The sequence below is a fragment of the Pantoea sp. GL120224-02 genome, assembly GCF_900215395.1.
Classification (GTDB): Bacteria; Pseudomonadota; Gammaproteobacteria; order Enterobacterales; family Enterobacteriaceae; genus Pantoea; species Pantoea communis.
On the sequence record NZ_OBEC01000014.1, the window covers coordinates 1 to 24,900 of the forward strand.

Annotated in this window: 22 protein-coding genes and 1 pseudogene; 14 read left to right on the top strand and 9 right to left on the bottom strand. The window is 53.8% G+C overall.

The genetic code is table 11. The features are described from left to right. The 4 genes and pseudogenes from CRO33_RS21080 to msrP all read right to left on the bottom strand — a co-directional run. Nucleotides 1–93, bottom strand: a pseudogene (locus CRO33_RS21080) (acetyl-CoA carboxylase biotin carboxyl carrier protein); the annotation flags it as partial. A gap of 21 nt (nt 94–114) precedes the next feature. Beyond that, on the bottom strand, nt 115–567 hold the full coding sequence (aroQ, locus tag CRO33_RS21085; RefSeq protein WP_058959566.1) for a type II 3-dehydroquinate dehydratase: 453 nt from the start codon (nt 565–567) through the stop codon (nt 115–117). A 232-nt stretch (nt 568–799) separates the two neighbouring features. Further along, nucleotides 800–1,402 carry a protein-methionine-sulfoxide reductase heme-binding subunit MsrQ gene (gene msrQ / locus CRO33_RS21090; protein WP_097119474.1) on the bottom strand — a complete coding sequence of 201 codons (603 nt, stop codon included), beginning with the start codon at nt 1,400–1,402 and terminating at the stop codon, nt 800–802. Then, entirely contained in the window at nt 1,403–2,407 is a 1,005-nt protein-coding gene (gene msrP / locus CRO33_RS21095) for a protein-methionine-sulfoxide reductase catalytic subunit MsrP (RefSeq protein WP_034831065.1), read from the bottom strand. It lies immediately after the preceding gene. 327 nt (nt 2,408–2,734) lie between these two features. On the opposite strand from msrP, the gene csrD reads away from it, so the two are divergent. The 8 genes from csrD to tldD all read left to right on the top strand — a co-directional run bounded on the left by csrD (nt 2,735) and on the right by tldD (nt 15,137). Then, nucleotides 2,735–4,681: an RNase E specificity factor CsrD gene (csrD, locus tag CRO33_RS21100; RefSeq protein ID WP_097119475.1), complete on the top strand. Its 1,947-nt coding sequence runs from the start codon at nt 2,735–2,737 to the stop codon at nt 4,679–4,681. A 310-nt stretch (nt 4,682–4,991) separates the two neighbouring features. Then, nucleotides 4,992–6,035 carry a rod shape-determining protein MreB gene (gene mreB / locus CRO33_RS21105; RefSeq protein WP_007891976.1) on the top strand — a complete coding sequence of 348 codons (1,044 nt, stop codon included), beginning with the start codon at nt 4,992–4,994 and terminating at the stop codon, nt 6,033–6,035. Between the two features lie 145 nt (nt 6,036–6,180). After that, nucleotides 6,181–7,215 (top strand): rod shape-determining protein MreC, encoded by a 1,035-nt coding sequence (mreC, locus tag CRO33_RS21110; RefSeq protein ID WP_034830877.1) that lies wholly within the window; start codon nt 6,181–6,183, stop codon nt 7,213–7,215. Beyond that, entirely contained in the window at nt 7,212–7,700 is a 489-nt protein-coding gene (gene mreD, locus CRO33_RS21115; protein ID WP_034830875.1) for a rod shape-determining protein MreD, read from the top strand. Before mreC ends, mreD begins: the two co-directional genes overlap by 4 nt. Nucleotides 7,701–7,708: 8 nt before the next feature. Next, nucleotides 7,709–8,302, top strand: coding sequence for a Maf family protein (locus CRO33_RS21120; RefSeq protein WP_034830874.1), 594 nt, complete (start codon nt 7,709–7,711; stop codon nt 8,300–8,302). Then, the gene (gene rng, locus CRO33_RS21125; protein WP_097119476.1) at nt 8,292–9,761 is read left to right on the top strand and encodes a ribonuclease G; all 1,470 of its coding nucleotides are present in this window, start codon (nt 8,292–8,294) and stop codon (nt 9,759–9,761) included. Before CRO33_RS21120 ends, rng begins: the two co-directional genes overlap by 11 nt. A gap of 47 nt (nt 9,762–9,808) precedes the next feature. Then, entirely contained in the window at nt 9,809–13,627 is a 3,819-nt protein-coding gene (gene yhdP, locus CRO33_RS21130; RefSeq protein WP_097119477.1) for an AsmA2 domain-containing protein YhdP, read from the top strand. 64 nt (nt 13,628–13,691) lie between these two features. Beyond that, entirely contained in the window at nt 13,692–15,137 is a 1,446-nt protein-coding gene (gene tldD, locus CRO33_RS21135; protein WP_038644371.1) for a metalloprotease TldD, read from the top strand. Nucleotides 15,138–15,379: 242 nt separating this feature from the next. Here the strand turns inward: tldD and aaeR are convergent, their stop codons facing one another. Then, a complete protein-coding gene (gene aaeR / locus CRO33_RS21140) occupies nt 15,380–16,297 on the bottom strand; it encodes an HTH-type transcriptional activator AaeR (RefSeq protein ID WP_038644372.1) in 918 nt (305 codons plus the stop codon). Between the two features lie 258 nt (nt 16,298–16,555). Between aaeR and aaeX the strand changes: the two genes are divergently transcribed. The 5 genes from aaeX to CRO33_RS21165 all read left to right on the top strand — a co-directional run bounded on the left by aaeX (nt 16,556) and on the right by CRO33_RS21165 (nt 21,529). Next, nucleotides 16,556–16,759: a p-hydroxybenzoic acid efflux pump operon protein AaeX gene (gene aaeX / locus CRO33_RS21145; protein ID WP_021508145.1), complete on the top strand. Its 204-nt coding sequence runs from the start codon at nt 16,556–16,558 to the stop codon at nt 16,757–16,759. Between the two features lie 9 nt (nt 16,760–16,768). After that, nucleotides 16,769–17,698: a p-hydroxybenzoic acid efflux pump subunit AaeA gene (gene aaeA / locus CRO33_RS21150; RefSeq protein ID WP_058959562.1), complete on the top strand. Its 930-nt coding sequence runs from the start codon at nt 16,769–16,771 to the stop codon at nt 17,696–17,698. A gap of 11 nt (nt 17,699–17,709) precedes the next feature. Next, nucleotides 17,710–19,662: a p-hydroxybenzoic acid efflux pump subunit AaeB gene (gene aaeB, locus CRO33_RS21155; protein WP_097119478.1), complete on the top strand. Its 1,953-nt coding sequence runs from the start codon at nt 17,710–17,712 to the stop codon at nt 19,660–19,662. Nucleotides 19,663–19,773: 111 nt separating this feature from the next. Further along, nucleotides 19,774–21,228 (top strand): NAD-dependent succinate-semialdehyde dehydrogenase, encoded by a 1,455-nt coding sequence (locus CRO33_RS21160; protein ID WP_097119479.1) that lies wholly within the window; start codon nt 19,774–19,776, stop codon nt 21,226–21,228. 31 nt (nt 21,229–21,259) lie between these two features. Beyond that, on the top strand, nt 21,260–21,529 hold the full coding sequence (locus tag CRO33_RS21165; protein ID WP_034831139.1) for a barstar family protein: 270 nt from the start codon (nt 21,260–21,262) through the stop codon (nt 21,527–21,529). A gap of 59 nt (nt 21,530–21,588) precedes the next feature. On the opposite strand, the gene yhcN (CRO33_RS21170) is transcribed toward CRO33_RS21165, so the two are convergent. The 4 genes from yhcN (CRO33_RS21170) to argR form a co-directional block, all read right to left on the bottom strand. Beyond that, nucleotides 21,589–21,855, bottom strand: a complete 267-nt coding sequence (yhcN, locus tag CRO33_RS21170) for a peroxide/acid stress response protein YhcN (RefSeq protein ID WP_038644381.1) — start codon at nt 21,853–21,855, stop codon at nt 21,589–21,591. 106 nt (nt 21,856–21,961) lie between these two features. Next, the gene (locus CRO33_RS21175; RefSeq protein WP_034831135.1) at nt 21,962–22,228 is read right to left on the bottom strand and encodes a YdgH/BhsA/McbA-like domain containing protein; all 267 of its coding nucleotides are present in this window, start codon (nt 22,226–22,228) and stop codon (nt 21,962–21,964) included. A 90-nt stretch (nt 22,229–22,318) separates the two neighbouring features. Beyond that, the gene (yhcN, locus tag CRO33_RS21180; protein WP_097119480.1) at nt 22,319–22,582 is read right to left on the bottom strand and encodes a peroxide/acid stress response protein YhcN; all 264 of its coding nucleotides are present in this window, start codon (nt 22,580–22,582) and stop codon (nt 22,319–22,321) included. Between the two features lie 491 nt (nt 22,583–23,073). After that, on the bottom strand, nt 23,074–23,544 hold the full coding sequence (gene argR, locus CRO33_RS21185) for a transcriptional regulator ArgR (RefSeq protein WP_034831131.1): 471 nt from the start codon (nt 23,542–23,544) through the stop codon (nt 23,074–23,076). Between the two features lie 420 nt (nt 23,545–23,964). Between argR and mdh the strand changes: the two genes are divergently transcribed. Then, nucleotides 23,965–24,900 carry a malate dehydrogenase gene (gene mdh, locus CRO33_RS21190; protein WP_097119481.1) on the top strand — a complete coding sequence of 312 codons (936 nt, stop codon included), beginning with the start codon at nt 23,965–23,967 and terminating at the stop codon, nt 24,898–24,900.

The window sequence follows — 24,900 nt, forward strand, 5'->3', positions numbered from 1 at the left end:
ACGAACTGACTCTTCGCCTTCAGAGATTTCCAGCTCGGAGATGCCGGACTCTTCAACCAGTTCGATCAGTTTCTTAATTTTACGAATATCCATGAGTGTGGTTCCGTACTCTGTTTAATTGGAATGTGACAGGCGTTTTACTGCCGTTTGTAAAGCCCATGAGTATCCATCAGCGCCCAGTCCACAAATGACGCCAGCAGATACATCAGAAAGATAGGAGTGATGTCGGAACGGCTCACGTGCATGCACGTTCGAGAGATGCACCTCAATAAAAGGGATGCTAACCGCCAACAGGGCATCACGCAGTGCAACGCTGGTATGCGTGAATGCAGCCGGGTTGATGATGATGTAATCCACATTGCCACGGGCCTCGTGAATACGATCAATCAACTGAAACTCTGCATTCGATTGCAAATGACTCAATTTCACATGGTGCTGATCGGCCTGCTGGGTCAAATCGCTGACAATTTCTGCCAACGTGGTGTGCCCATACTTCTCAGGCTCGCGCGTTCCCAACAAATTCAGGTTGGGGCCGTTTAAAAGCAGTATGTGAAATTCGTGCGCCATCTTGCTGCTATCTCCTGCAATCAGTAAGGCATCGCGTAAAATACCGCGACATCTGTCGTTTGTCACTCCTGAGAGTGAAAAAGACGACTTCGCTTGCAATAAAGCCGGGCATTATATCCGTTTCGTCGCAATTCGCAGCAAAATACTGGTCTTATCTGCGAAGTTGATCCGATGCGGCCCGAAGGCCACACCTTTTATCAGATTTCACAGCAGGAAGACAACCATGCGGGGATTATCGATGCAGAAGTTTACGCAACTTATTGTAACGCCAACCTAACAGCACTAAAGCCACCAGCGCATAAATCCAGGGCTGCGGGGAGAAGACTTTCACCGACCAAAGATAGTGGATAGGTGCGAGGATCGCGACAAGATAGATGCCGTTGTGCAGGGTTTGCCAGCGACGGCCAAGCTTACGTTGGGCACGTTGAAATGAGGTGATGGCGAGGGCAAACAGCACCAGCCAGCAGATCATACCCAGTAACAGATAAGGACGTGAAACGATCTCACTACCCAGCAGTTGCAGGTGGTTATAACCCAGTTCAAGCAGGTAATAGCTGGTCAAATGCAAACATGCCCAGGCAAAACACCACACGCCGAGCAGGCGGCGTGTGCGAATCAGCAGAGGCTGTTTCAGGTAACGCGTGAGTGGGCTCACCAGCAGCGTCGCCAGAAGCAACTTTAACGCCATTCTGCCGGTAAAATGCTGGATATCTTTCGCCGGATCGGCACTTAACCAGCCCTGGCTGGCTGCCATAAACAGATACACAAACGGCAGGAAATCCGCGAGATGCAGCACCACTTTTAACAGGGTGATATGGCGTAACGTCAGTCGCACTCAGTAATTCTCCCGTAAATCGAGCCCGCGATACAGTGAAGCCACCTCTTTAGCGTAGCCGTTAAACAGCAGGGTTGGCTGGCGTTCGACATTCAGAATGCCGCCGGAACCAATAAAACGCTCGGTGGCCTGCGACCAGCGCGGGTGATTCACATGGGGGTTAACGTTGGCATAAAATCCATATTCGTTATTGGCGATTTGGTTCCATGTGGTAGGAGGCTGGTCGCGCGTCAGGGTGATTTTAACGATGGATTTGATGCCCTTGAAACCGTATTTCCACGGCACCGTCAGGCGAATCGGGGCGCCATTCTGTGGCGGCAGCGCTTTACCGTACACGCCGGTGCTTAATAGTGTGAGAGGGTGCATCGCTTCATCAAGACGCAACCCTTCCACATACGGATAATCCAGCCCACCGCCAATAAAGCGATCTTTCTGACCTGGCATCTGGTCCGGAGCATATAACGTCTGAAAAGCGACAAAGCGGGCATTGCTGGTGGGTTCAGCCAGTTTGAGTAATTTATTCAGCTCAAAGCCCACCCAGGGGATCACCATCGACCACGCTTCAACACAGCGCATGCGATAAATACGCTGCTCCATGGCAAAACGTTTAAAGATGTCGTCCATATCCAGCGTGATCGGTTTCGCCACTTCACCTTCAATGCGCAACTGCCAGGGCTCAGTTTTCAGCGTGCCGGCGTTGGCAGCTGGATCGGCCTTATCCAGACCAAACTCATAAAAGTTGTTATAGCCAGAAACCTTGTCAAACGGTGTCATCGGCAGATCGGCCTGATACTGCGCGGGTTTGGTAAATTGCAGATCGCGACCTGCGGGGGCAGGTGGACGGTCATTGCCTTTAAACCAGCTCAGCACATCTGCCTGCGCCGCGCCGGGTAAACTTGCCGCAGCGGCGCCTAATCCCAGCGCTTTCAACACCTGACGGCGGCGCATATTAAAGATGCTCTCGGGCGTCACGTCGGATTCGGTAAGGTATTGCTTCAGCTTCATGGCATTCTCCGGCGAAAAAGGTGGTGTTGTACTCAGCATGATCAACTCGCGCTGGACACGCCACTTTGCCCGGAAAAATATGAAATTTCCTGGCAAGCGGGCTCTGTTGAGAATAGGACGAAAAAGTCCGTGTGAAACGCAAGCCATCACACTTTGCGGCTATACTCGCGCCGCAGGTCCGATTAGCATGGCGCACCGCCTAATTTGATGCGCGTCTGGCGCTGATTCAGACGATGTTTTGTGCTATTTTGCTCAGGTTTATGCCAATGAGCAGGTTGGCGCCGTCGGATGGCGACCGTTTAGAACCGCAGTGATACAGGCACAGGGATGCGATTAACAACTAAGTTTTCTGCGTTTATTACATTATTAAGCTTACTGGCAATGTTATTGATGCTGGTCGGCTGCGCTTTTAGTTTTATCTGGCTATCGCAACAGCGCGTTGAAACACGCGTCAATACGCTAGCGACCGAAGTCGATAAAGCGCTGACAACGCAATCGCCACAAGAACTGACGCAGTGGTTGACGCGCATCATGCCGGTGATCAATGCGGAACAAATTGAGATGCATAACGGCAATACCGTGGTGTTTCAACTCGCTCGCCATGAAAATCCTATGCTCGAAGATGAGCCGAATCGTTTTATTCAGTTCGATCTTCCGTTAGTGCACTCTCCCGGCCTTGAGCTGCGTGTAGTGGTACTCGATCCTGCGAAAACCTGGTTCCGTTCCTTTACCGGTGCCTATACGCTGATTGTCCTGCTCAGCGTGGTGGCGATTATGTCGGCTTTACTGGTGATGACGCATCGCTGGATCAATCGTCGCTGGCAGCACATGGAGCGTTTAGAAGCTCGCTCCGAGCGTATTCTGGCGGGTGAGCGCGTGCCCTACGTCGGCCATTATGCCGAATGGCCGCCAAAAGCCAGTCGCGCCATTGACACTTTGCTTAACGATCTTCAGGAAGCGGGCGAGCAGCGCTTACGCATTGATACGCTTATCCGTACGTTTGCCGCACAGGATTCACGCACCGGCCTGAATAACCGCCTGTTCTTCGATAACCAGTTAGCCACGCTGCTGGAAGATCAGGAAGATGTGGGCGCGCATGGCGTGGTGATGATGGTGCGCCTGCCCGATCTCGACACGCTTCATGAAACGCTGGGCCAAACGCTGGTGGATGAATACCTGTTTGACCTGATTAATATGCTGTCGACATTTGTTCTGCGATATCCAGGCGCTTTACTGGCACGCTATTTCCGCAGCGATTTTGCCGTGTTATTGCCGCACCGCACGCTCAAAGAGGCCAACAGTATCGCCGATCAGTTGATCAACGCGGTCGACTCATTGCCGCCGATGCGTATGGTCGATCGCGATGATTTAATCCACATTGGCATCAGCGCCTGGCGCAGCGGAGAAACCGTGCCGCAGGTGATGGAAAATGTCGAGATGGCGACCCGTCGTGCCGCCTTGCAGGGCGGTAACAGTTGGTCAGTCGGTGAAGGCAATACCTTAGACATGGGACGTGGTAGTGTGCGCTGGCGAACGCTGCTGGAAAACACGCTTAATCGCGGCGGCCCACGTCTTTACCAAAAACCGGCTGTGTTGCTGGATGGCAAAGTGCATCACCGGGAAATGCTGGCGCGCGTGTTCGATGGCGACAAAGAAGTGGTGTCGGCCGAGTTTATGCCACTGGTGCTGCAACTGGGTTTGACCGACAGTTGGGATCGCCAACTGGTGACGCGAATCGCGGCACTCTCTGAAGTGTGGCCTGATGAAACGCTGGCGTTACCCGTCAATATTGACTCCTTATTACAGCGTCCATTTCAGCGCTGGCTGCAAAAGCTTTTGCTGCAATGTACAAAATCGCAAAGAAAACGTTTTTTATTTGAACTTGCTGAGGCTGATGTTTGTCAACACATCAATCGCTTAGTGCCGGTTTTCCAAATGTTGACCGCGTTTGGTTGCCGTGTGGCGGTGGATCAGGCGGGCATGACCGTGGTGAGCAGTGCTTATATTAAGCAGTTCCCAATCGAAGTGATCAAACTCGATCCGGGGCTGGTACGTAATATTGAACGTCGTACTGAAAACCAGTTATTTGTGCAAAGTTTACTGGAAGTGTGCAAATCCACCTCGACACAAGTTTTTGCTGCGGGCGTGCGTACGCGCGCGGAGTGGCAAACGCTGGCGAATCTGGGCGTGGCAGGTGGGCAGGGCGACTTCTTTGCCCCATCATTGCCGGTGAACAGTAACGTGAAAAAACATTCACAACGTTATCGAATTTAGGTCTTCAGCCAGTAAAGTGGCGCTGAGGGGCCTTTTTCTGCCCTTTGGTGGATTACGTCCGCGCTTATGATGGCTGGAAATGTTAAATTTTATGTCGAAATTCGCCCGGTGATTAAGGGGGAATTTACGTTTAATAGGGCGGCTTAGCGCTATTTAACGGCGGCCAGGGATAAGCGAATCGGCCCAAAAAATTATTCAGCGTATTTTTTCACCGAAGCAGAACGTTTTTGCGCCTTGTAGCGGCTTCGCGTGGTTGGTAAAGTAGGCGGATTTTATTTTCCGCCCCCAGCTTGCAGGATTATCCCTTAGTATGTTTAAAAAATTTCGTGGCATGTTTTCCAATGACTTGTCCATTGACCTGGGTACCGCGAATACCCTGATTTACGTAAAAGGACAAGGCATCGTGCTGAACGAGCCTTCCGTGGTTGCCATTCGTCAGGATCGTGCCGGTTCGCCAAAGAGCGTTGCGGCCGTAGGTCATGACGCCAAGCAGATGCTGGGTCGTACTCCAGGCAACATCGCGGCCATCCGTCCTATGAAAGATGGCGTGATCGCCGATTTCTTCGTGACTGAAAAAATGCTCCAGCACTTCATTAAGCAAGTGCACAGCAACAGCTTTATGCGTCCAAGCCCACGTGTGCTGGTCTGCGTACCGGTTGGCGCCACTCAGGTTGAGCGCCGTGCTATTCGTGAATCTGCACAAGGTGCAGGCGCGCGCGAAGTGTTTCTGATTGAAGAGCCGATGGCTGCCGCAATTGGTGCAGGCCTGCCGGTATCTGAAGCAACCGGTTCGATGGTGGTGGATATCGGTGGTGGTACCACTGAAGTGGCCGTTATCTCCCTGAACGGCGTGGTCTACTCTTCTTCTGTACGTATCGGTGGTGATCGCTTCGATGAAGCTATCATTAACTATGTGCGCCGCAACTACGGTTCACTGATTGGTGAAGCCACTGCGGAACGTATCAAGCACGGCATTGGTTCTGCCTATCCGGGTGATGAAGTACACGAAATTGAAGTACGTGGTCGTAACCTGGCTGAAGGTGTACCGCGTGGCTTTACCCTGAACTCCAATGAAATCCTCGAAGCGCTGCAAGAGCCGTTGACCGGTATCGTGAGTGCAGTGATGGTCGCGCTGGAACAGTGCCCACCAGAACTGGCTTCTGATATCTCCGAGCGCGGCATGGTGCTGACCGGTGGTGGCGCATTGCTGCGCAATCTGGATCGTCTGCTGATGGAAGAAACCGGTATTCCGGTTGTCGTTGCAGAAGACCCGCTGACCTGCGTCGCGCGCGGCGGTGGTAAAGCGTTGGAAATGATCGACATGCACGGCGGCGATTTGTTCAGCGAGGAGTAAATCCTCATCGGCTGAGACCGTGGTCAAATTGCGCAGGGAGTCGCGCCTATCGACGCTGCGCACGACGGCGAGATGCGTCCAGCCCTGGAGGCGTTAGTCATAAGACTGGCGCTTCTTCCCTGATGTCGAGGAACACGCAGAATTTATGAAGCCGATTTTTAGCAGGGGGCCTTCCCTGCAGTTGCGTCTCTTTCTGGCAGTCATTGTGGCTATCGCGATTATTATCGCAGACAGCCGCGTGAGCTCCTTCTCCCAGATCCGCAACTACCTGGACACGTCGGTAAGTCCATTTTATTTTCTGGCCAATGGGCCGCGACAGCTTCTTGACGGCGTCTCAGAAACGCTGGCTTCACGCCAGCAGCTCGAGCTGGAAAACAAAGCGCTGCGCCGTGAGCTCTTCCTGAAAAACAGTGACCTGCTGATGCTGGGGCAATACAAGCAGGAAAACGCACGTCTGCGTGAGCTGCTCGGCTCGCCGCTGCGTCAGGATGAGCACAAGATGGTGACCCAGGTGATTTCAACCGGCACCGATCCGTATACCGATCAGGTGGTTATCGATAAAGGCAGCGTAAACGGTGTTTACGAAGGCCAGCCGGTGATCAGTGATAAAGGTGTAGTGGGTCAGGTGGTGGCTGTGGGTCAGGTGACCAGCCGTGTACTGCTGATTTGTGATGCTTCGCATGCGTTGCCGATTCAGGTGTTACGTAATGATATTCGCGTGATTGCGGCGGGTAACGGCTGCAGTGAAGATTTGCAGCTGGAACATCTGCCGGGCAACACCGACATTCGTGTCGGCGATGTGCTGGTGACGTCAGGTCTCGGCGGGCGTTTCCCTGAAGGCTACCCGGTTGGCGTGGTCTCTTCCGTGAAAGTCGATACCCAACGTGCCTACACCGTGATTCAGGCGCATCCGACGGCTGGCCTGCAACGTCTGCGTTACCTGCTGCTGTTGTGGGGCGCGGATAAGAATGGCGACATGCCAATGGCACCAGATGAAGTTCACCGCGTGGCGAATGAGCGTCTGATGCAGATGATGCCGCAGGTCTTGCCGCCAGCAGGCGAAATGGGCCCACCGGCACCGGATATGATGCAGCCTACGCAGCAAATGGGGCCGCCGGCACCCGCTAACAGCAGTCGTTCGCAAGGGATCCCAGCGAACACACGCGGAGGCCAGCCTTGAGTCGATATCGCAGCCAGGGCCGATGGGTTATCTGGCTGTCCTTTCTGATTGCCCTCATTCTGCAAATCATGCCCTGGCCGGAACAAATCTACATGTTCCGGCCTTCATGGCTTTTGTTGATCCTGGTTTACTGGGTTCTGGCATTACCTCACCGGGTTAATGTTGGTACAGGCTTCTTTTTAGGGGCCGTGATGGACCTGGTGGCCGGTTCGACGCTGGGGGTGCGCGCGCTGGCGTTCAGCATCATCGCGTATCTGGTGGCCTTCAAATTTCAGCTATTCCGAAATCTGGCGTTGTGGCAGCAGGCATTAATGGTTATGGTGCTGTCGCTCGCGGTGGATGTCATTGTTTTCTGGGCTGAATTCCTGGTCATCAACGTCTCATTTCGCCCGGAAATCTTCTGGAGCAGTGTGGTCGACGGCATTCTATGGCCCTGGCTATTCTTATTAATGAGAAAGATTCGCCGACAGTTCGCTGTTCAGTAAGGAAGACTATGATAAGCCTGTATCTCGCATCCGGTTCACCGCGTCGACGTGAACTGCTCACGCAATTGGGTCTGCAGTTTGAACGTCTGATTACGGACGTTGAAGAGCAGCGCCAGCCAGAAGAAGCGGCGGAAGTGTATGTTCGCCGTCTGGCTTTGGACAAAGCGCGAGCTGGCGTGGCGGTCGCGCCGCAGGATTTACCGGTGCTGGGTGCAGATACCATCGTGGTACTCAACAATGACGTGCTGGAAAAGCCGCGCGATGCTGCACACGCAGCGCAGATGTTGAGTCAACTCTCCGGGCAAACGCATCAGGTGATGACCGCCGTCGCGCTGGCTGACAGTGCACGCGAGCTGGATTGCCTTGTCACCACTGACGTGACATTCCGCAATATCACGGCAGAAGAAATCTCGCACTATATTGCTAGCGGCGAGCCGATGGACAAAGCCGGCGCGTACGGAATACAGGGTCTGGGCGGCAATTTTGTCCGCAAGATTAATGGAAGCTATCACGCCGTAGTGGGATTACCGCTGGTTGAAACCAATGAGTTGCTGAGCCACTTTCAGTCACTGCGTGCGTTAAGGGGACAAGATGACGGCTGAGCTGCTGGTTAACGTTACACCTTCTGAAACCCGTGTCGCCTATATTGATGGCGGCATTTTGCAGGAAATCCACATCGAGCGCGAAGCACGGCGCGGTATCGTGGGGAATATCTATAAAGGTCGCATCAGCCGCGTGTTGCCCGGTATGCAGGCTGCGTTTGTCGATATCGGCATGGATAAAGCCGCCTTCCTGCACGCTTCTGACATCATGCCGCACACCGAATGCGTGGCGGGTGATGAGAAGAAAAACTTTGTCGTACGCGATATCAGCGAGCTGGTGCGTCCCGGCCAGGATCTGGTGGTACAGGTGGTGAAAGATCCACTCGGCACCAAAGGTGCACGACTCACCACTGATATTACGTTGCCTTCTCGTTATCTGGTGTTTATGCCAGGTGCATCACACGTTGGAGTATCACAACGCATTGAAAGCGAAGCCGAACGTGATCGCCTGAAAGCCGTCGTGGCGGCCTACTGTGACGATCTCGGCGGCTTTATTATTCGTACTGCTGCCGAAGGCATCTGTGAGGAAGATCTGGCGCAGGATGCCGCCTTCCTCAAGCGTCTGTGGACCAAAGTCAGCGAGCGCAAAAAACGTAATCAGACGCGCTGTCTGCTGTACGGTGAATTAGCGTTGGCACAGCGCGTGCTGCGCGACTTTGCCGGCGCAGCGCTGGATCGCATTCGCGTTGATTCACGTCTGACCTGCGATCTGCTGGTGGAATTTACCGGCGAATATATCCCGGAAATGGCCAGCAAGCTGGAGCTGTACAGCGGCAAACAGCCAATCTTCGATCTGTTTGATGTTGAGAATGAAATCCAGCGCTCACTGGAGCGCAAGGTTGAACTCAAGTCGGGCGGCTATCTGATCATCGATCAAACCGAAGCCATGACCACCGTCGATATTAATACCGGTGCATTTGTTGGGCATCGTAATCTCGACGAAACCATCTTCAACACCAACATTGAAGCCACACAGGCGATTGCTCGCCAACTGCGTCTGCGCAATTTGGGCGGCATTATCATCATCGATTTTATCGACATGAGTAATGACGACCATCGTCGCCGCGTACTGCATTCGCTGGAAAGTGCGCTGAGCAAAGATCGGGTGAAAACCGGTATCAACGGCTTCTCGGCGCTCGGTCTGGTGGAAATGACGCGCAAACGCACGCGGGAAAGTATTGAACATGTGCTCTGTGCCGATTGCCCGGTGTGCAAAGGGCGCGGCACGCTGAAAACGGTGGAAACGGTCTGCTACGAAATCATGCGCGAAATCGTGCGTGTGCATCATGCTTATGATTCCGATCGTTTCCTCGTTTATGTTTCCCCGGCAGTGGGCGAGGCGTTAAAAAGCGAAGAGTCACATGCGCTGGCTGAAGTGGAAATCTTTGTCGGTAAGCAGGTTAAAGTCCATGTTGAGCCGCTCTATACTCAGGAGCAGTTTGACGTCGTCATGATGTAAGTCGTGAGGCTGAACGCCGTTATTCAACGGGAAGCAAGGAGAGGTGTGTGAGGCGGTTGCCGAGGATTTTGTTACTGCTGCTCGCCGCAATCATCGTTATTGTGGCGCTGCTAGTCAGCGGGTTGCGCCTCGTGATGCCGCATCTCAACAGCTATCGCAGCGACATACTGCAGACGATTTCACGCGTCAGCGGAGTGACGGTGGATGCCAGCGAGCTGCAGGGTAAATGGGAGAACTTCGGCCCAACCCTGCAGGTGCGTAATCTCAACGTTGTGATGCCGGAAGATGGCAAACTCACCATTGGCCGCGTAAATCTGGCGCTTAACGTATGGCAATCGCTGCTGCACTGGCGCTGGCAGTTCCGTGATCTTACCTTCTGGCAACTGCGTCTCGAAACCAATCATCCGCTGCTCACCAGCGATCAACAAAAAAATAGCTTTAAGCCGGCGCAAATCAACGATCTGTTTCTGCGCCAGTTTGACCACTTTGATCTGCGTGATAGCAGCATCCGTTTTCTCACGCCCTCTGGCCAGCACGCTGAGCTGGCGATTCCGCGCCTGACCTGGCTCAACGAAAGCACGCGTCACCGTGCGGAAGGGGAAGTCAATCTCTCCAGCTTTACCGGTCAGCATGGTGTAGTGCAGGTGCGACTCGATCTCAACGATACCAACGGATTACTCAACGATGGCCGCATCTGGATGCAAGCGGATGACGTCGATGTGCGTCCGTGGATCGGTCCGTGGCTGCGCGACAACACCAGCCTCGAAAGTGCCCGTTTCAGCCTGGCGGCATGGGTGAATCTGCGTGATGGCGATGTCTACGCCGGTGACCTCTTGCTCAGTAAAGGAGGTGCACGCTGGCGCGGCGAACAGGGCGATCACCAACTGCAGGTCGATGGCTTAACCGCGCATCTGGCGCGTTTCCAAAATGGCTGGAGTTTGTCCGTCCCGCAAACCCGACTCAGCACCGATGGCATCGCCTGGGCGCCGGGGCACTTCTCACTTCTGTGGAAGCCGGAAGACCAGCAGATGCTGGGCGTCAACAGTGGTGCGGAGGTGCGTGTGCGTGCCACGCAACTGGATCTGGAGCGTCTGGCACCGTTGGTGCCGCTGTTCAAACCCTTATCCCCTGCGTTACTGGATAACTGGCGTGCATTGCAGCCGCGCGGCAACATCGATGCGCTGGCGCTGGATATTCCGCTCAATCAGCCCGAACAAACCCGCCTGCAAGCCAAATGGCGCAACCTGGCGTGGCAGCATTGGGAGCTGTTGCCAGGGATCAGCAATCTAAACGGTACCGCCAGCGGCAGCGTGAGTAACGGTCGGTTGGATGTGGCGATGGGGCAAGCGGAAGTGCCTTATGGCGACATGTTCCAGGCGCCACTGCAAATTCAACAGATCACTGGCAAACTGAACTGGCAGCGCGATGCCAGCGGCCTCACGCTGGACGGTCAGAATCTTGATGTTCAGGCACGTTCCCTGTGGGCGCGCGGTGATTTCCGCTATCAGCAAAATATCGGCAAAGCGCCACAGCTGAATATTCTGGCGGGCATTCGCGTCACCGATGCGGGTGATGCCTGGCGCTACTTCCCGGAACCGCTAATGGGCCATGATCTGACCCATTTCCTCAGCGAGTCGATCAAAGGCGGGAAGGTGGACAATGCCACGCTGTTGTTCGCCGGTAATCCCAGCCTGTTCCCGTTTAAGCACAATGACGGCATGTTTGAAGTATGGGTGCCGCTGCGTCAATCCACCTTCCAGTTCCAGCCCGGTTGGCCCGCGCTGGAAAACCTCGATATCGACCTCGATTTTGTTAACGACGGCCTGTGGATGAAAGCCGAGAAAACCAAATTGGGAGAAGTGGATGCGCGTAACGTCAGCGCGGTGATCCCGGACTACCTCAAAGAGAAGTTGATTATTAATGGCGATCTTAGCGGTCAGGGCAAGCAGATTGCCGATTACTTCGAACAGACGCCTCTGAAATCGACGTTGGGCGCGGCACTGCAGCAGTTGCAAATCGGTGGCAATGTGCGCGGTTCATTGAATCTCGATATTCCGCTGGATGGTGAATTGGTACATGCCAGCGGTAATGTTGTGATGAACAATAACAGCCTGCACATTAAGCCGTTAAACACCACGCTGGAAAACCTCACCGGACGTTTCCGTTACAACAACGGCAACCTCGAAAGTGAAGAGATGCAGGCCAACTGGTTTGGTCAGCCCACTGGCGTCAGTTTTACCACTACCGAAAACCCTGACAACTTCGGTGTCAATGTGAAGCTGCTGGGCGACTGGCAGCCGTCGAAACTGAAAGTGTTGCCAACCAGCGTCAGCAGTCAATTGAGCGGCAGTCTGCCGTGGCAGGGCAATGTCGACATCACGCTGCCACACAAAGGGGGCGCGACCTATAAAGTCGATTTGCAGGGCGATGCAAAAACAGTAAGTAGTCACTTACCTTCGCCACTGGATAAGCAGGCGGGCGAAGCGATGCCGATCGCCATTAACGCCACCGGTGATCTGAAAGGATTCACGCTAAGCGGCAGCGTGCGCGAGCATAACCGTTTTAACAGCCGCTGGATTCTCGAACCTCAGCTGCGCGTGGATCGCGGCATCTGGCTCAACGATGCGAAAAGCACGCCGAAGCTGCCAGAAAAACGCGGGATGGAACTCAATTTACCGCCGCTGGATGGTGAAGCCTGGATGGGGCTGCTGGCGGGAAGCAGTGGTTCGCGTAATGCTCAGGGCGAAACGGAAGTCGGCGGCGCGCTGTTACCAGGCGATGTAACTCTGCGGACACCGGCACTTATGCTCGGTGGCCAGCAGTGGCATGACGTTAATGCCACCGTCACGCAAGGGCCGACCGGCAACACACAACTCCAGCTGGAAAGCCGCGAAGCGCGAGGCAGTTTGCAAACCGCACAGCATGCGCCATGGCAAATCGACCTTAGCTATCTTTACTACAATCCAGAATGGGCGAACAGCAGCGACAACAACGCCTCGCCGTTGGGTGACAACAGCAGCACAGTAGACTTCAGTAACTGGCCAGCGATGCAGCTAAACTGTGATGAGTGCTGGCTGCGCGGGCAGAAGTTTGGACATATGCAGGCCAGATTACAGCCGCAGGGAGATACGTTAGCACTTACTAACGGTAGCGTGGATTCCGGCAGTGCAAAGCTGAAGATCAACGGAGAATGGGTCAATAAGCCGGGCAATCAGCGTACCTCATTAAAAGGCAGTCTGAGCGGTAAAAACATTAATGATGCCGTTAACTGGTTTGGGATGAATACCCCACTTCGTGACGCGCCGTTTAACGTGGATTATGACCTGCACTGGCGTTCCGCCCCGTGGCAGCCTTCAGCGGAAACGTTGAGCGGTACGCTGAAAACCCATTTTGGCAAAGGCCAGATTGCGGATGTGAACACCGGGCGTGCGGGGCAGTTGTTGCGCCTGATGAGTTTTGACGCCTTGCTGCGCAAGCTGCGCTTCGATTTCAGTGACACCTTCAGTGAAGGCTTCTATTTCGATTCAATTAACGGCACGGCGTGGATCGAAAACGGTGTGATGCACACGGATAACCTGCTGGTTGATGGCCTTGAAGCGGATATCGCCATGCAGGGGCAGATCGACCTGGCAAAACGCCAGATTGATATGGAAGCGGTCGTTGCCCCTGAGATCTCCGCTTCGGTGGGAGTGGCAACGGCCTTTGTGGTCAACCCGGTGATCGGGGCCGCCGTATTTGCCGCCAGTAAAGTATTGGGCCCGCTGTGGAATAAGATCTCGCTACTGCGTTATCACATTAGCGGACCGTTGGATAAACCGGAAATCAATGAAGTGCTGCGCAAACCGCGCGAAGACGACAAGAAGTGAATTTGACGCCGTCGGGGAATTGCCGCAGGCTATGACTATCCGAGCACATAATGAGTGAGAAACGATGACTCTGAATCTGGTAAGTGAGCAGTTACTAGCTGCGAACAGCATTAATCAGCAGGACCTTTTTTCCCTGTTAGGGCAGCTTTCAGAACGTCGTCTGGATTATGCCGACCTCTACTTCCAGTCCAGTTTCCATGAATCCTGGGTGCTGGAAGACAAAATCATTAAAGATGGTTCTTACCACATCGACCAGGGTGTCGGTGTGCGAGCTATCAGTGGTGAGAAAACCGGTTTCGCTTACGCAGACCAAATCACCCTGAACGCCCTCCGGCAGTCTTCTGAAGCCGCGCGCAGTATTGTGCGTGAGCAGGGCAATGGCAAAGCGCATACACTTTCAGCTGTGATCAACCGTTCGCTATATGCGCCGGTGAATCCGCTGGACAGCCTGACGCGCGAAGACAAAATTGCACTGCTGCATCGTGTTGATACCGTGGCACGTGCGGCCGATCCGCGCGTGCAGGAAGTCAATGCCAGCCTGACTGGCGTGTACGAGCAGGTGCTGGTGGCGGCGACCGATGGTACGCTGGCTGCGGATATCCGCCCACTGGTGCGTCTGTCGATCAGCGTGCAGGTGGAAGATCAGGGTAAACGTGAACGCGGCTCCAGCGGCGGCGGCGCGCGTACCGGTTATGAGTTCTTCTATGCCGATGAAAACGGTGATGTGCGTGCCGATGCATGGGCGCGTGAAGCGGTGCGTCTGGCGCTGGTGAACCTGTCTGCCGTGGCCGCGCCTGCGGGCACCTTGCCGGTGGTATTGGGCGCTGGCTGGCCGGGCGTGCTGCTGCATGAAGCAGTCGGTCATGGTCTGGAAGGCGATTTCAATCGTCGTGAAACGTCGGTCTTCAGCGGTAAAATGGGGCAGCTGGTGGCCTCTGAACTCTGCACCGTGGTTGACGATGGCACCATCGAAGGCCTGCGCGGCTCACTGGCAGTGGATGACGAAGGCGTGCCAGGCCAGTATAACGTCCTGATCGAAAACGGTGTGCTCAAAGGCTACATGCAGGACAAGCTTAACGCGCGTCTGATGGGGGTTCCGCCAACCGGTAACGGGCGTCGTGAATCCTATGCGCATCTGCCGATGCCGCGTATGACCAACACCTATATGCTGGCAGGAAAATCCACGCCGCAGGACATCATTTCCAGCGTTGAGTATGGGATTTATGCGCCGAACTTTGGTGGTGGTCAGGTGGATATCACCTCCGGCAAGTTTGTGTTCTCAACCTCAGAAGCCTATCTGATTGAAAACGGCAAAGTCACCACGCCGGTGAAAGGTGCAACGCTGATTGGTTCGGGTATTGAAGCAATGCAGCAGATCTCAATGGTCGGTAACGATCTGGCGCTGGATAAAGGCGTTGGCGTGTGCGGTAAAGAGGGGCAGAGTGTGCCGGTCGGCGTCGGCCAGCCAACCTTGAAGCTGGATAAAATCACCGTCGGCGGAACTGCATAATCATTGCTGGTGCGCATCAATGCGCACCTTCCGAATGACAGTAAAGTCTGATGTCCCCATGACGCACCATTTCGAATGGCCGTGGAGTCTGATGATTCCACGGCGGTCTCTACGAATGACCGTAAGTTGATGTTCGCATGGCGGACTCTACAGATTATCGAACAGTCTGAGTTTCCCTATGGCGCACCTTACAAATAGTCGTTTCGCGCATCGTAGGGACACCCTGTATGGCGCCCAGACCGTTAACTCTTACGATGCTGCTGATACTGTTGCGCCACCTGCTTAAAGTACTCGGTCAGATAATCGATACATACCTGCACCTTCAACGGCATCTTGTCTTTCTCGGTATAGAGCGCATACACCGGACGCGGTTCTGAGTGATATTGCGGGAACAGAATATCGATCTCCCCGGCGTTAATCTCATCAATTACCCACATCAGGGGGACATAGGCGATGCCGCAACCGGCTTTCAGCCAGCGAATCAGCGTCTGTGAATCATTGGTGACGAAGCGACCCTGCGGCGTCAATCGCGTCACCAGACCTTCCGGTGCGACCAGTTCAAAGGTGTTATCCGGGCGTACGCTGTACTCCAGCCATGAAAAATTATCGATTTCACCCGGTTTGTCTGGCGTACCATGCTGTGCCAGATAACTTTTTGCGGCACAGACCACCATCGGCATCGCGCCCAGTCGGCGTGAGAACAGGTTTGAATCTTGCAACGCGCCTACGCGGACTACGAGATCCAAGCCGTTAGCGATCAAATCTGGCGCGGGAATGCCGGTAACCAGATTGACGCTCAGGCCAGGATATTCGCGCAGCATATCGCTGGTCATTGCAGACAACACGTTTTGCGCCATGGTGGAAGAGCAGCCGATACGCAGAATACCGATCGGCGTATTATTAAAGGCATAAAGCTGTTCGTGCACCTGAGACGCTTCAGCCAGCATGCGGCGGCAGCCCTGATAGTAGATCTTACCTGCTTCGGTCAGACCAATACTGCGCGTACTGCGATTTAACAATTTGACCTGCAACTCATCTTCCAGTTTGGCGACAATTTGGCTGATTGACGAAACGCTAAGATGAAGCTGACGTGCCGCGGCGGTAAAAGAACCTAATTCAACCACTTTGGCGAAAATGGACATGCCTTTAAGTCGTTCCATTGTTTACTCTGGCTAAAAAGTGATTTAGCTCACAATATGTAGAAAACGTATAGTCATGCGCGTTACTATACGCACGCTGGGTCTGTTCACCGCACCTTAACACGGCTGTGTTTACACGATGATACGCTATCATTAGCTCAACGCGGCCTGAATGTTGCCATCAGTCTCCCAATCATCCCCTGATTCTCAACCCGACGTGCCATGCGGCATGAGGGCAGGTATCGGTGCAATCCGGCAAGGTCGAACTAAGGAACCGTAATGAGTGTGCTTCCGGTATTTGTCGTATTCGGGCTGAGTTTTCCGCCCATCTTCATTGAACTACTGGTTTCTCTGGCGCTGTTCTGGCTGGTGAAACGCGTGCTGACGCCCAGCGGAATTTATGACCTGGTGTGGCATCCGGCACTTTTTAACACAGCGTTGTATTGCTGCGTGTTTTACCTTGTATCCCGTCTATTCGTCTGAGGTTTTTAAGTGAAAGCGCTCATAAGAAAAATCGCGCGTTACGCGATTACTATCCTGCTGGTTATCATCGCAATCGTGATCATCTTCCGCGCATGGGTGTTCTACACCGAATCGCCCTGGACGCGTGACGCCAAATTCTCCGCTGATGTGGTGGCGATCTCGCCGGACGTGACCGGCCTTATCACTGACGTGCCGGTGCACGACAACCAGCTGGTGAAACAGGGGGATACGCTGTTTGTCGTGGATCGCCCGCGCTACCAGAAAGCGCTGGATGAAGCCCAGGCGGATGTCGAATATTACCAGGCATTAGTCAATGAAAAGCGTCGTGAAGCGGCGCGCCGTAATCAACTTGGCACCAGTGCCATGTCGCGTGAAGCCATCGACCAGGCTAATAACGATCTGCAAACCAGCGAACATCAGCTGGCGAAATCGGTGGCAACGCGCGATCTGGCGGTGATCGACCTGGATCGCACCACCATCAAAGCGCCTTCAGATGGCTGGGTCACTAACCTGAACGTTTATCAGGGCGAGTTCATCACCCGTGGTTCCGTTGCCGTGGCATTGGTACAGCAGCACTCATTCTATGTGCTGGCTTATATGGAAGAGACCAAGCTGGATGGCGTGCGTCCGGGCTTCCGCGCTGAAATCACCCCGCTGGGCAGTAATACCGTATTGCGCGGCACGGTGGACAGCATCGCGGCGGGCGTGACCAACAGCAGCAGCAGCGTGGACAGCAAAGGTATGGCGACCATCGATTCCAACCTCGAATGGGTACGACTGGCACAGCGCGTACCGGTGCGTATTCGTCTTGACGATCAACCCGGCAACCGCTTCCCGGCGGGCACTACCGCCACGGTGGTGATCACCGGTGATAAAGATCGCCAGACCAAAGTCTCGCCGTTAACGCAGTTCTTTAACCGCCTGCGCGAGTTTGGTTAAGCGAGGGCGTTATGATTGAGTTTTTGCGTTTCCCGGTGAAGTTGACATTTGCGCTGGTTGCGGCGCTGATGATTGGCTTTCACTTTAACCTGGAAACGCCGCGTTGGGCGGTGATGACCGCCGGCATTGTTGCCGGTGGTACCGCCTTTGCTGCGGGGGGCGATCCCTATTCTGGCGCACTGCGCTATCGCGGCATTCTGCGCATCATTGGTACGTTTATTGGCTGTATTGCCGCCCTCACCATCATGATCGCCACGGTGCGTGCGCCAGTGGTGATGCTGCTGCTGTGCTGTTTATGGGCGGGCATGTGCGTCTGGCTCTCCTCGCTGATCAAAGTCGAGAACTCCTACGCGCTAGGTTTGGCTGGTTACACTGCGCTGATCATCGTGGTCACCGCCGATGCCAGCGGTGGCTTAACGCTGGCACCGCAATATGCCGTTGAACGTTGCAGTGAAATCGTCATTGGCATTCTGTGTGCGATTCTTGCGGATATGTTGTTTTCGCCGCGCTCGATCAAAAAAGTGATTGATGCTGAAGTCGATTCGCTGCTGGTGGCGCATTACAAACTGCTGCAATTGTGTGTCGCCCACGCGGATAAAGACGAGGTGGATCGCACCTGGAGCGCGCTGGTACGTCGCACCACGGCACTCAACGGCATGCGCAGCCAATTGCTGATGGAATCTTCGCGCTGGAAAAATACCAGCCGCCGGTTACAGATGCTGAATACGCTGTCGCTGACGTTAATTACGCAAGCCGCTGAAACCTTCCTGATTCAAAACGCTCGTCCGGATTATATTCCGACGCAGTATCGCCTGCTGATTGAGAAAGACGTCCATAACGTCGATGACGTGCATAAGCGTATGAAGGTAATGCGTCGTTTGATCAGCGTCAGCAACAAAAATGTGCCGATGACGGTGGCAAGTTGGGTCGGCGCAGCAACAGAGTATCTGCTGCTGATTAATGGTGTACGCAGTAACAGCCGCATTACCACGCTGGAAGAGAGTATCCTGCAGCGCGAAGTGGTGATTCAGGCACGTTCGGCGGAAACCCATCATGCGATGATCAACGGCGTGCGTACCTTTGTGGCGACCGCGCTCGGCTCTCTGTTTTGGCTCTATACCGGCTGGACTTCGGGCAGTGGCTGTATGGTGATGCTGGCCGTCATCACCGCGCTGGCGATGCGTATGCCGAATCCGTTGATGATGGCGAAAGACTTCTTCTACGGTATGGCCTTCGCCGTACCACTCGGCATGCTCTACTTCATCTATATCCTGCCAGCTACCCAGCAAAGCGCGTTGTTGTTGTGTATCGCGATTGGCGCACTCGGGTTTATCGGCGGTATCTTCGTGCAACGACGCCAGATTGGTACGTTAGGTGCGTTGATTGGCACCATCAACGTGCTGGTGCTGGATAATCCGATGAAGTTTGAGTTCAACGTCTTCCTCGATAATGCGTTGGGCCAGTGGATCGGCAGCTTTGTGGCGATGATGGTGATTCTGCTGATTCGCGATAAATCCAAAGCACGTACCGGCCGTAAACTGCTGAATCGCTTTATGTATGCGGCTGTGGCGGCCTTGACCACTAATCAGGCGCGCCGTCGCGAGAATCATCTGCCCGCGCTCTATCAGCAGCTGTTCCTGCTGCTCAATCTGTTCCCCGGCGATATCGACAAATACCGCATCGCGCTGACGCTGATTATCGGTCATCAGCGACTGCGTAATGCTGAAGTGCCGGTTAACGCGGAGCTTTCGGCTTATCACCGTCAGTTGCGATACACCGCCGATCGCGTGATTTCAGCCACTAGCGATGACAAGCGGCGCTACTACTTTGAGCGTTTGTTGAAGGAACTGGAGATTTATCAGGAAAAGCTCCATCACTATTCGGCACCGGAGAGCGTTACCGAACCGGTGAAACGGCTCTCGTTGATGCTGGATAAATACCAAAACACCCTCATCCAAATCTGAAATCGGCCGCTGCACGTTGCAGCGGCCTTTTTGATCCCACGCTGACACAAAACCCGATGATATTGGCATCTATACTTTCCTGACAGGATGCAAACTAGCAGGAGAAGAATAATGTCCACCTCTCTACAACAACACGCGCTGTTTAAAACCGGCTATTTCGCTGCGGGCCAGTGGCACAACGCCAGTGCCACCTTTGACGTCACTAATCCGGCAACCGGCGAAGTGCTGGCAAAAGTCGCACGCGCGGGTAAGGCGGAAACCGAGCAGGCCATCGCTGCCGCTCAGCAGGCTTTTCCGGCATGGCGTGATATAACCGCGAAACAGCGCGCAGAGATTCTTAATCGCTGGTATCAACTGATCATTGAGAACAAAAGCTGGCTCGGGCAACTGATGACCGCCGAGCAGGGCAAACCCCTGAAAGAAGCCGAAGGCGAAGTCGAGTACGCCGCCAGCTTTATTCAATGGTTTGCCGAGCAAGCTAAACGTGCCAACGGCGAAATCATCCCGCCAGCGAAACCCGGATCACGCATTTTGGCAACACGTGAACCGATTGGTGTGGTGGCGGCTATCACGCCGTGGAATTTCCCGATGGCGATGCTGACACGCAAGCTTGGCCCGGCGCTGGCAGCAGGCTGCACCGGCATCATCAAACCGGCCAATAACACTCCGCTGTGTGCTTTTGCGTTAGTCGCGCTGGCGCAGGAAGCCGGTGTGCCCGACGGCGTATTGAATGCGGTGGCGGGCGATACTCATGCCATCAGCGACGCCATTATGTCGAGCCAGGCGGTACGTAAAATCTCGTTTACCGGGTCGACCGCCGTGGGCAAAACGCTGATGCGCAACGCAGCAGACACCATGAAGAAAGTCTCGATGGAGCTGGGTGGCAATGCACCCTATATCGTGTTTGAGGATGCGGATATTGAGGCGGCGGTACAGGGCGCAATAGCCAACAAATTCCGCAATGCGGGCCAGGTCTGTGTCAGCGTTAACCGCTTTTATGTACACAACGCGGTCTACGATCGTTTCGTCAATCAACTGGCCGATGCCGTGGGCAAGCTGAAAGTGGGTAATGGCGTAGAGGAAGGCGTGATAGTCGGCCCGCTGATCGAGCAGTCGGCGCTGGAAAAAGTAGAAGAGCACGTTAAGGATGCGCTGAGCAAAGGCGGTAAGTTGCTGATTGGCGGCGAGCGTCATCCGCTGGGAGGCAACTTCTGGCAGCCGACGGTGATTGCCGAGGCGCATGAGGGGATGAAGCTGGCCCAGGAAGAGACCTTTGGTCCGGTCGCCGCCTGCTTCCGCTTTGATGATGAAGCCGATGTCATTCAGCGCGCCAATAACACGGAATACGGATTAGCCGCCTATTTCTATACGCAAAATCTGCAACGGGTGTTCCGCGTCTCGGCGGCGCTGGAGGCCGGGATGATTGGCATTAATGAGTGCGCCGTATCCACTGAACTGGCACCGTTTGGCGGTGTAAAAGAGTCCGGTTTGGGACGTGAAGGATCGGTGCTGGGAATGGAAGAGTACCTGGAAGTGAAAGCGCTGCATATTGGTGGGCTTGCCTGACGGGCGGCCCTGCCTGCAAGAGGGAATCACGATGAGAACCGAGCGTTTTGATTTTGACGAAATCGTCGATCAAGCCCATTTCTATCGCCAGTTCAGCGATCGTTTTGCGCTGGCGGATCTGGCCATCAGCGATCTTGACGATCTCTGGGATGCGATACTTGGGGAGCAGTTGCCGTTGCCGCTGGAAATTGAGTTTGTGAATCTGGGGACAGGGCAGAAACGCCGGTATGGCGCATTAATCCTGCTGTTTGATGAAGCAGAAGAGGAGCTGGAAGGCCAGCTCCGCTTTAATGTGAAGTGAGAAGCCGAAAAAGGGCCCCGGCGAGCGGGGCCAAAGGGTTCGTCAGAATTGACGAGGAATTATTTATACAGCTCGGCGGTCACGTGATAGCTGTCGCCGGTTTTCGCTTCAATCACTTTATAAGCACTGGCACCTTGTGCATCGGCTTTCTGAGAAAGCTCAGAACGGTAATCCATTGGCGAACCGCCGGTACCGCTGATGGTGATAGTGCTGCCGGTAGGTTGCAGATTTTGCGCCTGCTCATCCGTTACCAGTTGGGCTGCTGATGCACCAAAGGCAAACAAGGAAAGAAGGCTGGCGGCTGCGATGGTTGCTTTGATTTTCATGATTTTTTCTCCTCGTTGTAATCAACAACCTGCGGCAAAAGGTGGGTGAGGCGGGTCGTCGATCAATTGTCTGGCGCCGTTCAGGCGCCCGACGTTCGATGTAATCTTATTTGTACAGTTCTGCAGTCACGTGGAAGGTGTCGCCACGATTATTCTCAATGATGCGGTAATGGCTGGCACCCTGAGCATCGGCTTTCTGCGACAGTTCCTGACGGACGTTGGTCTGATCACCGTCAACACCGCTTACGCTGATGGTCTGATTCAACGGTTGCAGTTGCTCGGCTTGTTCGTTAGAAACCAGGCTGGCAGCACTGGCACCGAAGGACAATACGGAAGCCAGACCTACGATGGCGATAGCTAATTTGGTTTTCATGATTCACTCTCCTGAAATGGGGTTTGGCAACCTGAGAGGCAAATGCGTCTCAAACGGGTCGCCGTTCACACTGCGTCTTGTTCAGCAAACTTATTTATAAAGTTCAGCGGTGGCGTGATAGCTGTCGCCGGTATTCGCTTCGATCACACGGTAGGCTTTAACACCTTCCTCATCGGCTTTTGCATTCAGCTGCTCATGGATATCCATCGGAGAACCGCCCACGCCGCTCACACTAATGGTGCCGGCAGGTTGCAGATTCGCTGCCTGTTGGGCATTGATAGAATCTGCTGCAAAAGCACCAAATGACAGGGCAGATAGAACACTCAGGGTTGCGATAGTAGTTTTAACGTTCATGGTATTTTTCCTCGTCTTCTGTTTTTATCTTTTTCTTTCGTGTGATTTGCATCACGAAAACAAGTATAGATCTAATCACCCATGAAATTAATGTCTGGCTAATAATGTTTGGTTGTTATTCTTTATCCTTATGGCACCTTTTTAGAACTGGAAGTTATTAAAGCCGGTTGATTCTTAACCATTGGCTGTTATTTATTCGTAAAAACAATGATCTGCATCAAATTATCTTTTCGTGCGAAAGATCATGGTCGATCCCGCTGACTGATACGCCATAAGAAGCTATAACCACTGAGCATAATATGTAAAGCAGTGTAAAATAGCGCGAATGGTTAAGAAGGGGAAAAGGTCGTACCAATATTTCGTCGGATGCAGAACCGGCAGCTATATCGATAACTTATTATTAAAAAAAGGATTTTGTAACAAGCGTGGCGGGTAACGGATCATCAGGAAGGATGTTACCGGCAGATGATCTGCCGGTTAAGACCAGGGTTTTATAGTTCCTGTTCGAATAAAACCAGCACGGCATCGTGCAGCTGTTTTACGGAGAAACTACGCGCAGGGGTAATAAAGATGGTGTCATCCCCCGCGATAGTACCGAGAATGCCTTCCGCTTTACCGAGTGAATCCAGCAGGCGGGCAATCAGCTGCGCAGCACCCGGGCTGGTGTGAATCACCACTAAGGCATCGTTGTAATCGATATCCAGCACCAGATTCTTCAATGGGCTGGTGGTGGTCGGCACGCCAAGTTCGGCTGGCAAACAATAAACCATTTCCATTTTGGCATTACGGGTGCGCACGGCACCAAACTTTGTCAGCATACGAGAAACTTTTGACTGGTTGATGTTCTCGAAGCCGTCTTCCTGCAGCGCCTGTACAATTTCGCCCTGAGAGCTGAATTTTTCTTCTTTTAATAACGCTTTGAACGCTTTGATCAAGTCGTCTTGTTTTGATGGGTTTCGCATAAGCTACCAATAAAAGAGGGGTGCAGCAGGCAACAGGCCAGCAGCAGATAAATTATTATGCATTTAGATGAATTTTTATGCAATAAGCGTAGTGAGCGAATCGCGCTAATCAACTGCGGACAGGCATCATAGCAGAGTTTTGTGTTGCGCCAAAATCGCGGGCTGACGCGCAAAGCGAAGGTTGCAATGTTGTTATAGTATTGAAGTGGTAACAACTATATCGATGATCATTGCCGTCCATTGTCTTCTGGCTGCGATTGTATCATTCAGGCGACTTCTGAAGTGGAGATGTCTCGGGAGCCGATTGCGGCGTCATGTTATTGCGCGACAGGTTTGTCGCTATCGCCTGAGAAGTTGATTAAACTCGTAACCTGATGGATTTTCGGCATATCTCTGCCCCACCTTCATAAGGAGTTCAGGATGAAAGTTGCCGTTCTCGGTGCAGCCGGTGGTATTGGCCAGGCGCTCGCACTGCTGCTCAAAACTCAATTACCCGCAGGTTCCGCTCTCTCACTTTATGATATCGCCCCGGTCACGCCCGGGGTGGCGGTTGATCTCAGCCATATTCCTACCTCTGTGAAGGTGGAAGGGTTTAGTGGCGAAGACGCGACACCTGCGCTGCAGGGAGCCGATATTGTGCTGATTTCTGCGGGTGTGGCACGTAAACCCGGCATGGATCGCGCCGACCTGTTTAACGTTAACGCGGGCATTGTACGTAACCTGATCGAGCAGGTTGCCAGCACCGCGCCGAAAGCGCTGATTGGCGTGATCACTAATCCGGTTAACACCACGGTGGCCATTGCGGCTGAAGTGCTGAAGAAAGCCGGCGTGTATGACAAGAACCGTCTGTTTGGTGTCTCAACCCTCGACATTATCCGCGCCAACACCTTTGTTGCAGCGTTGAAAGGCAAGCAGCCCACCGAGATCGAGGTCCCGGTGGTGGGGGGGCACTCAGGCGTGACAATTTTGCCGCTGCTGTCGCAGGTTAAAGGCATCAGCTTCAGCGAACAGGAAGTGGCTGACCTTACTAAGCGTATTCAAAACGCCGGCACCGAAGTGGTGGAAGCGAAAGCCGGCGGTGGATCGGCGACCTTGTCCATGGGGCAGGCTGCTGCGCGCTTTGGTCTCTCACTGGTGCGTGCGCTGCATGGCGAAGCCAATGTAGTCGAATGCGCTTATGTTGAGGGAGATGGCGAATATGCGCGCTTCTTCTCACAACCGCTGCTGATCGGCAAGAACGGTATCGTGGAACGTCGCCCATTGGGTCCTTTGAGTGCGTTTGAACAGCAAGCGCTCAGCGGCATGCTGGATACGCTGAAGAAAGATATCGCGCAGGGCGAAGAGTTTGTGAAGTAA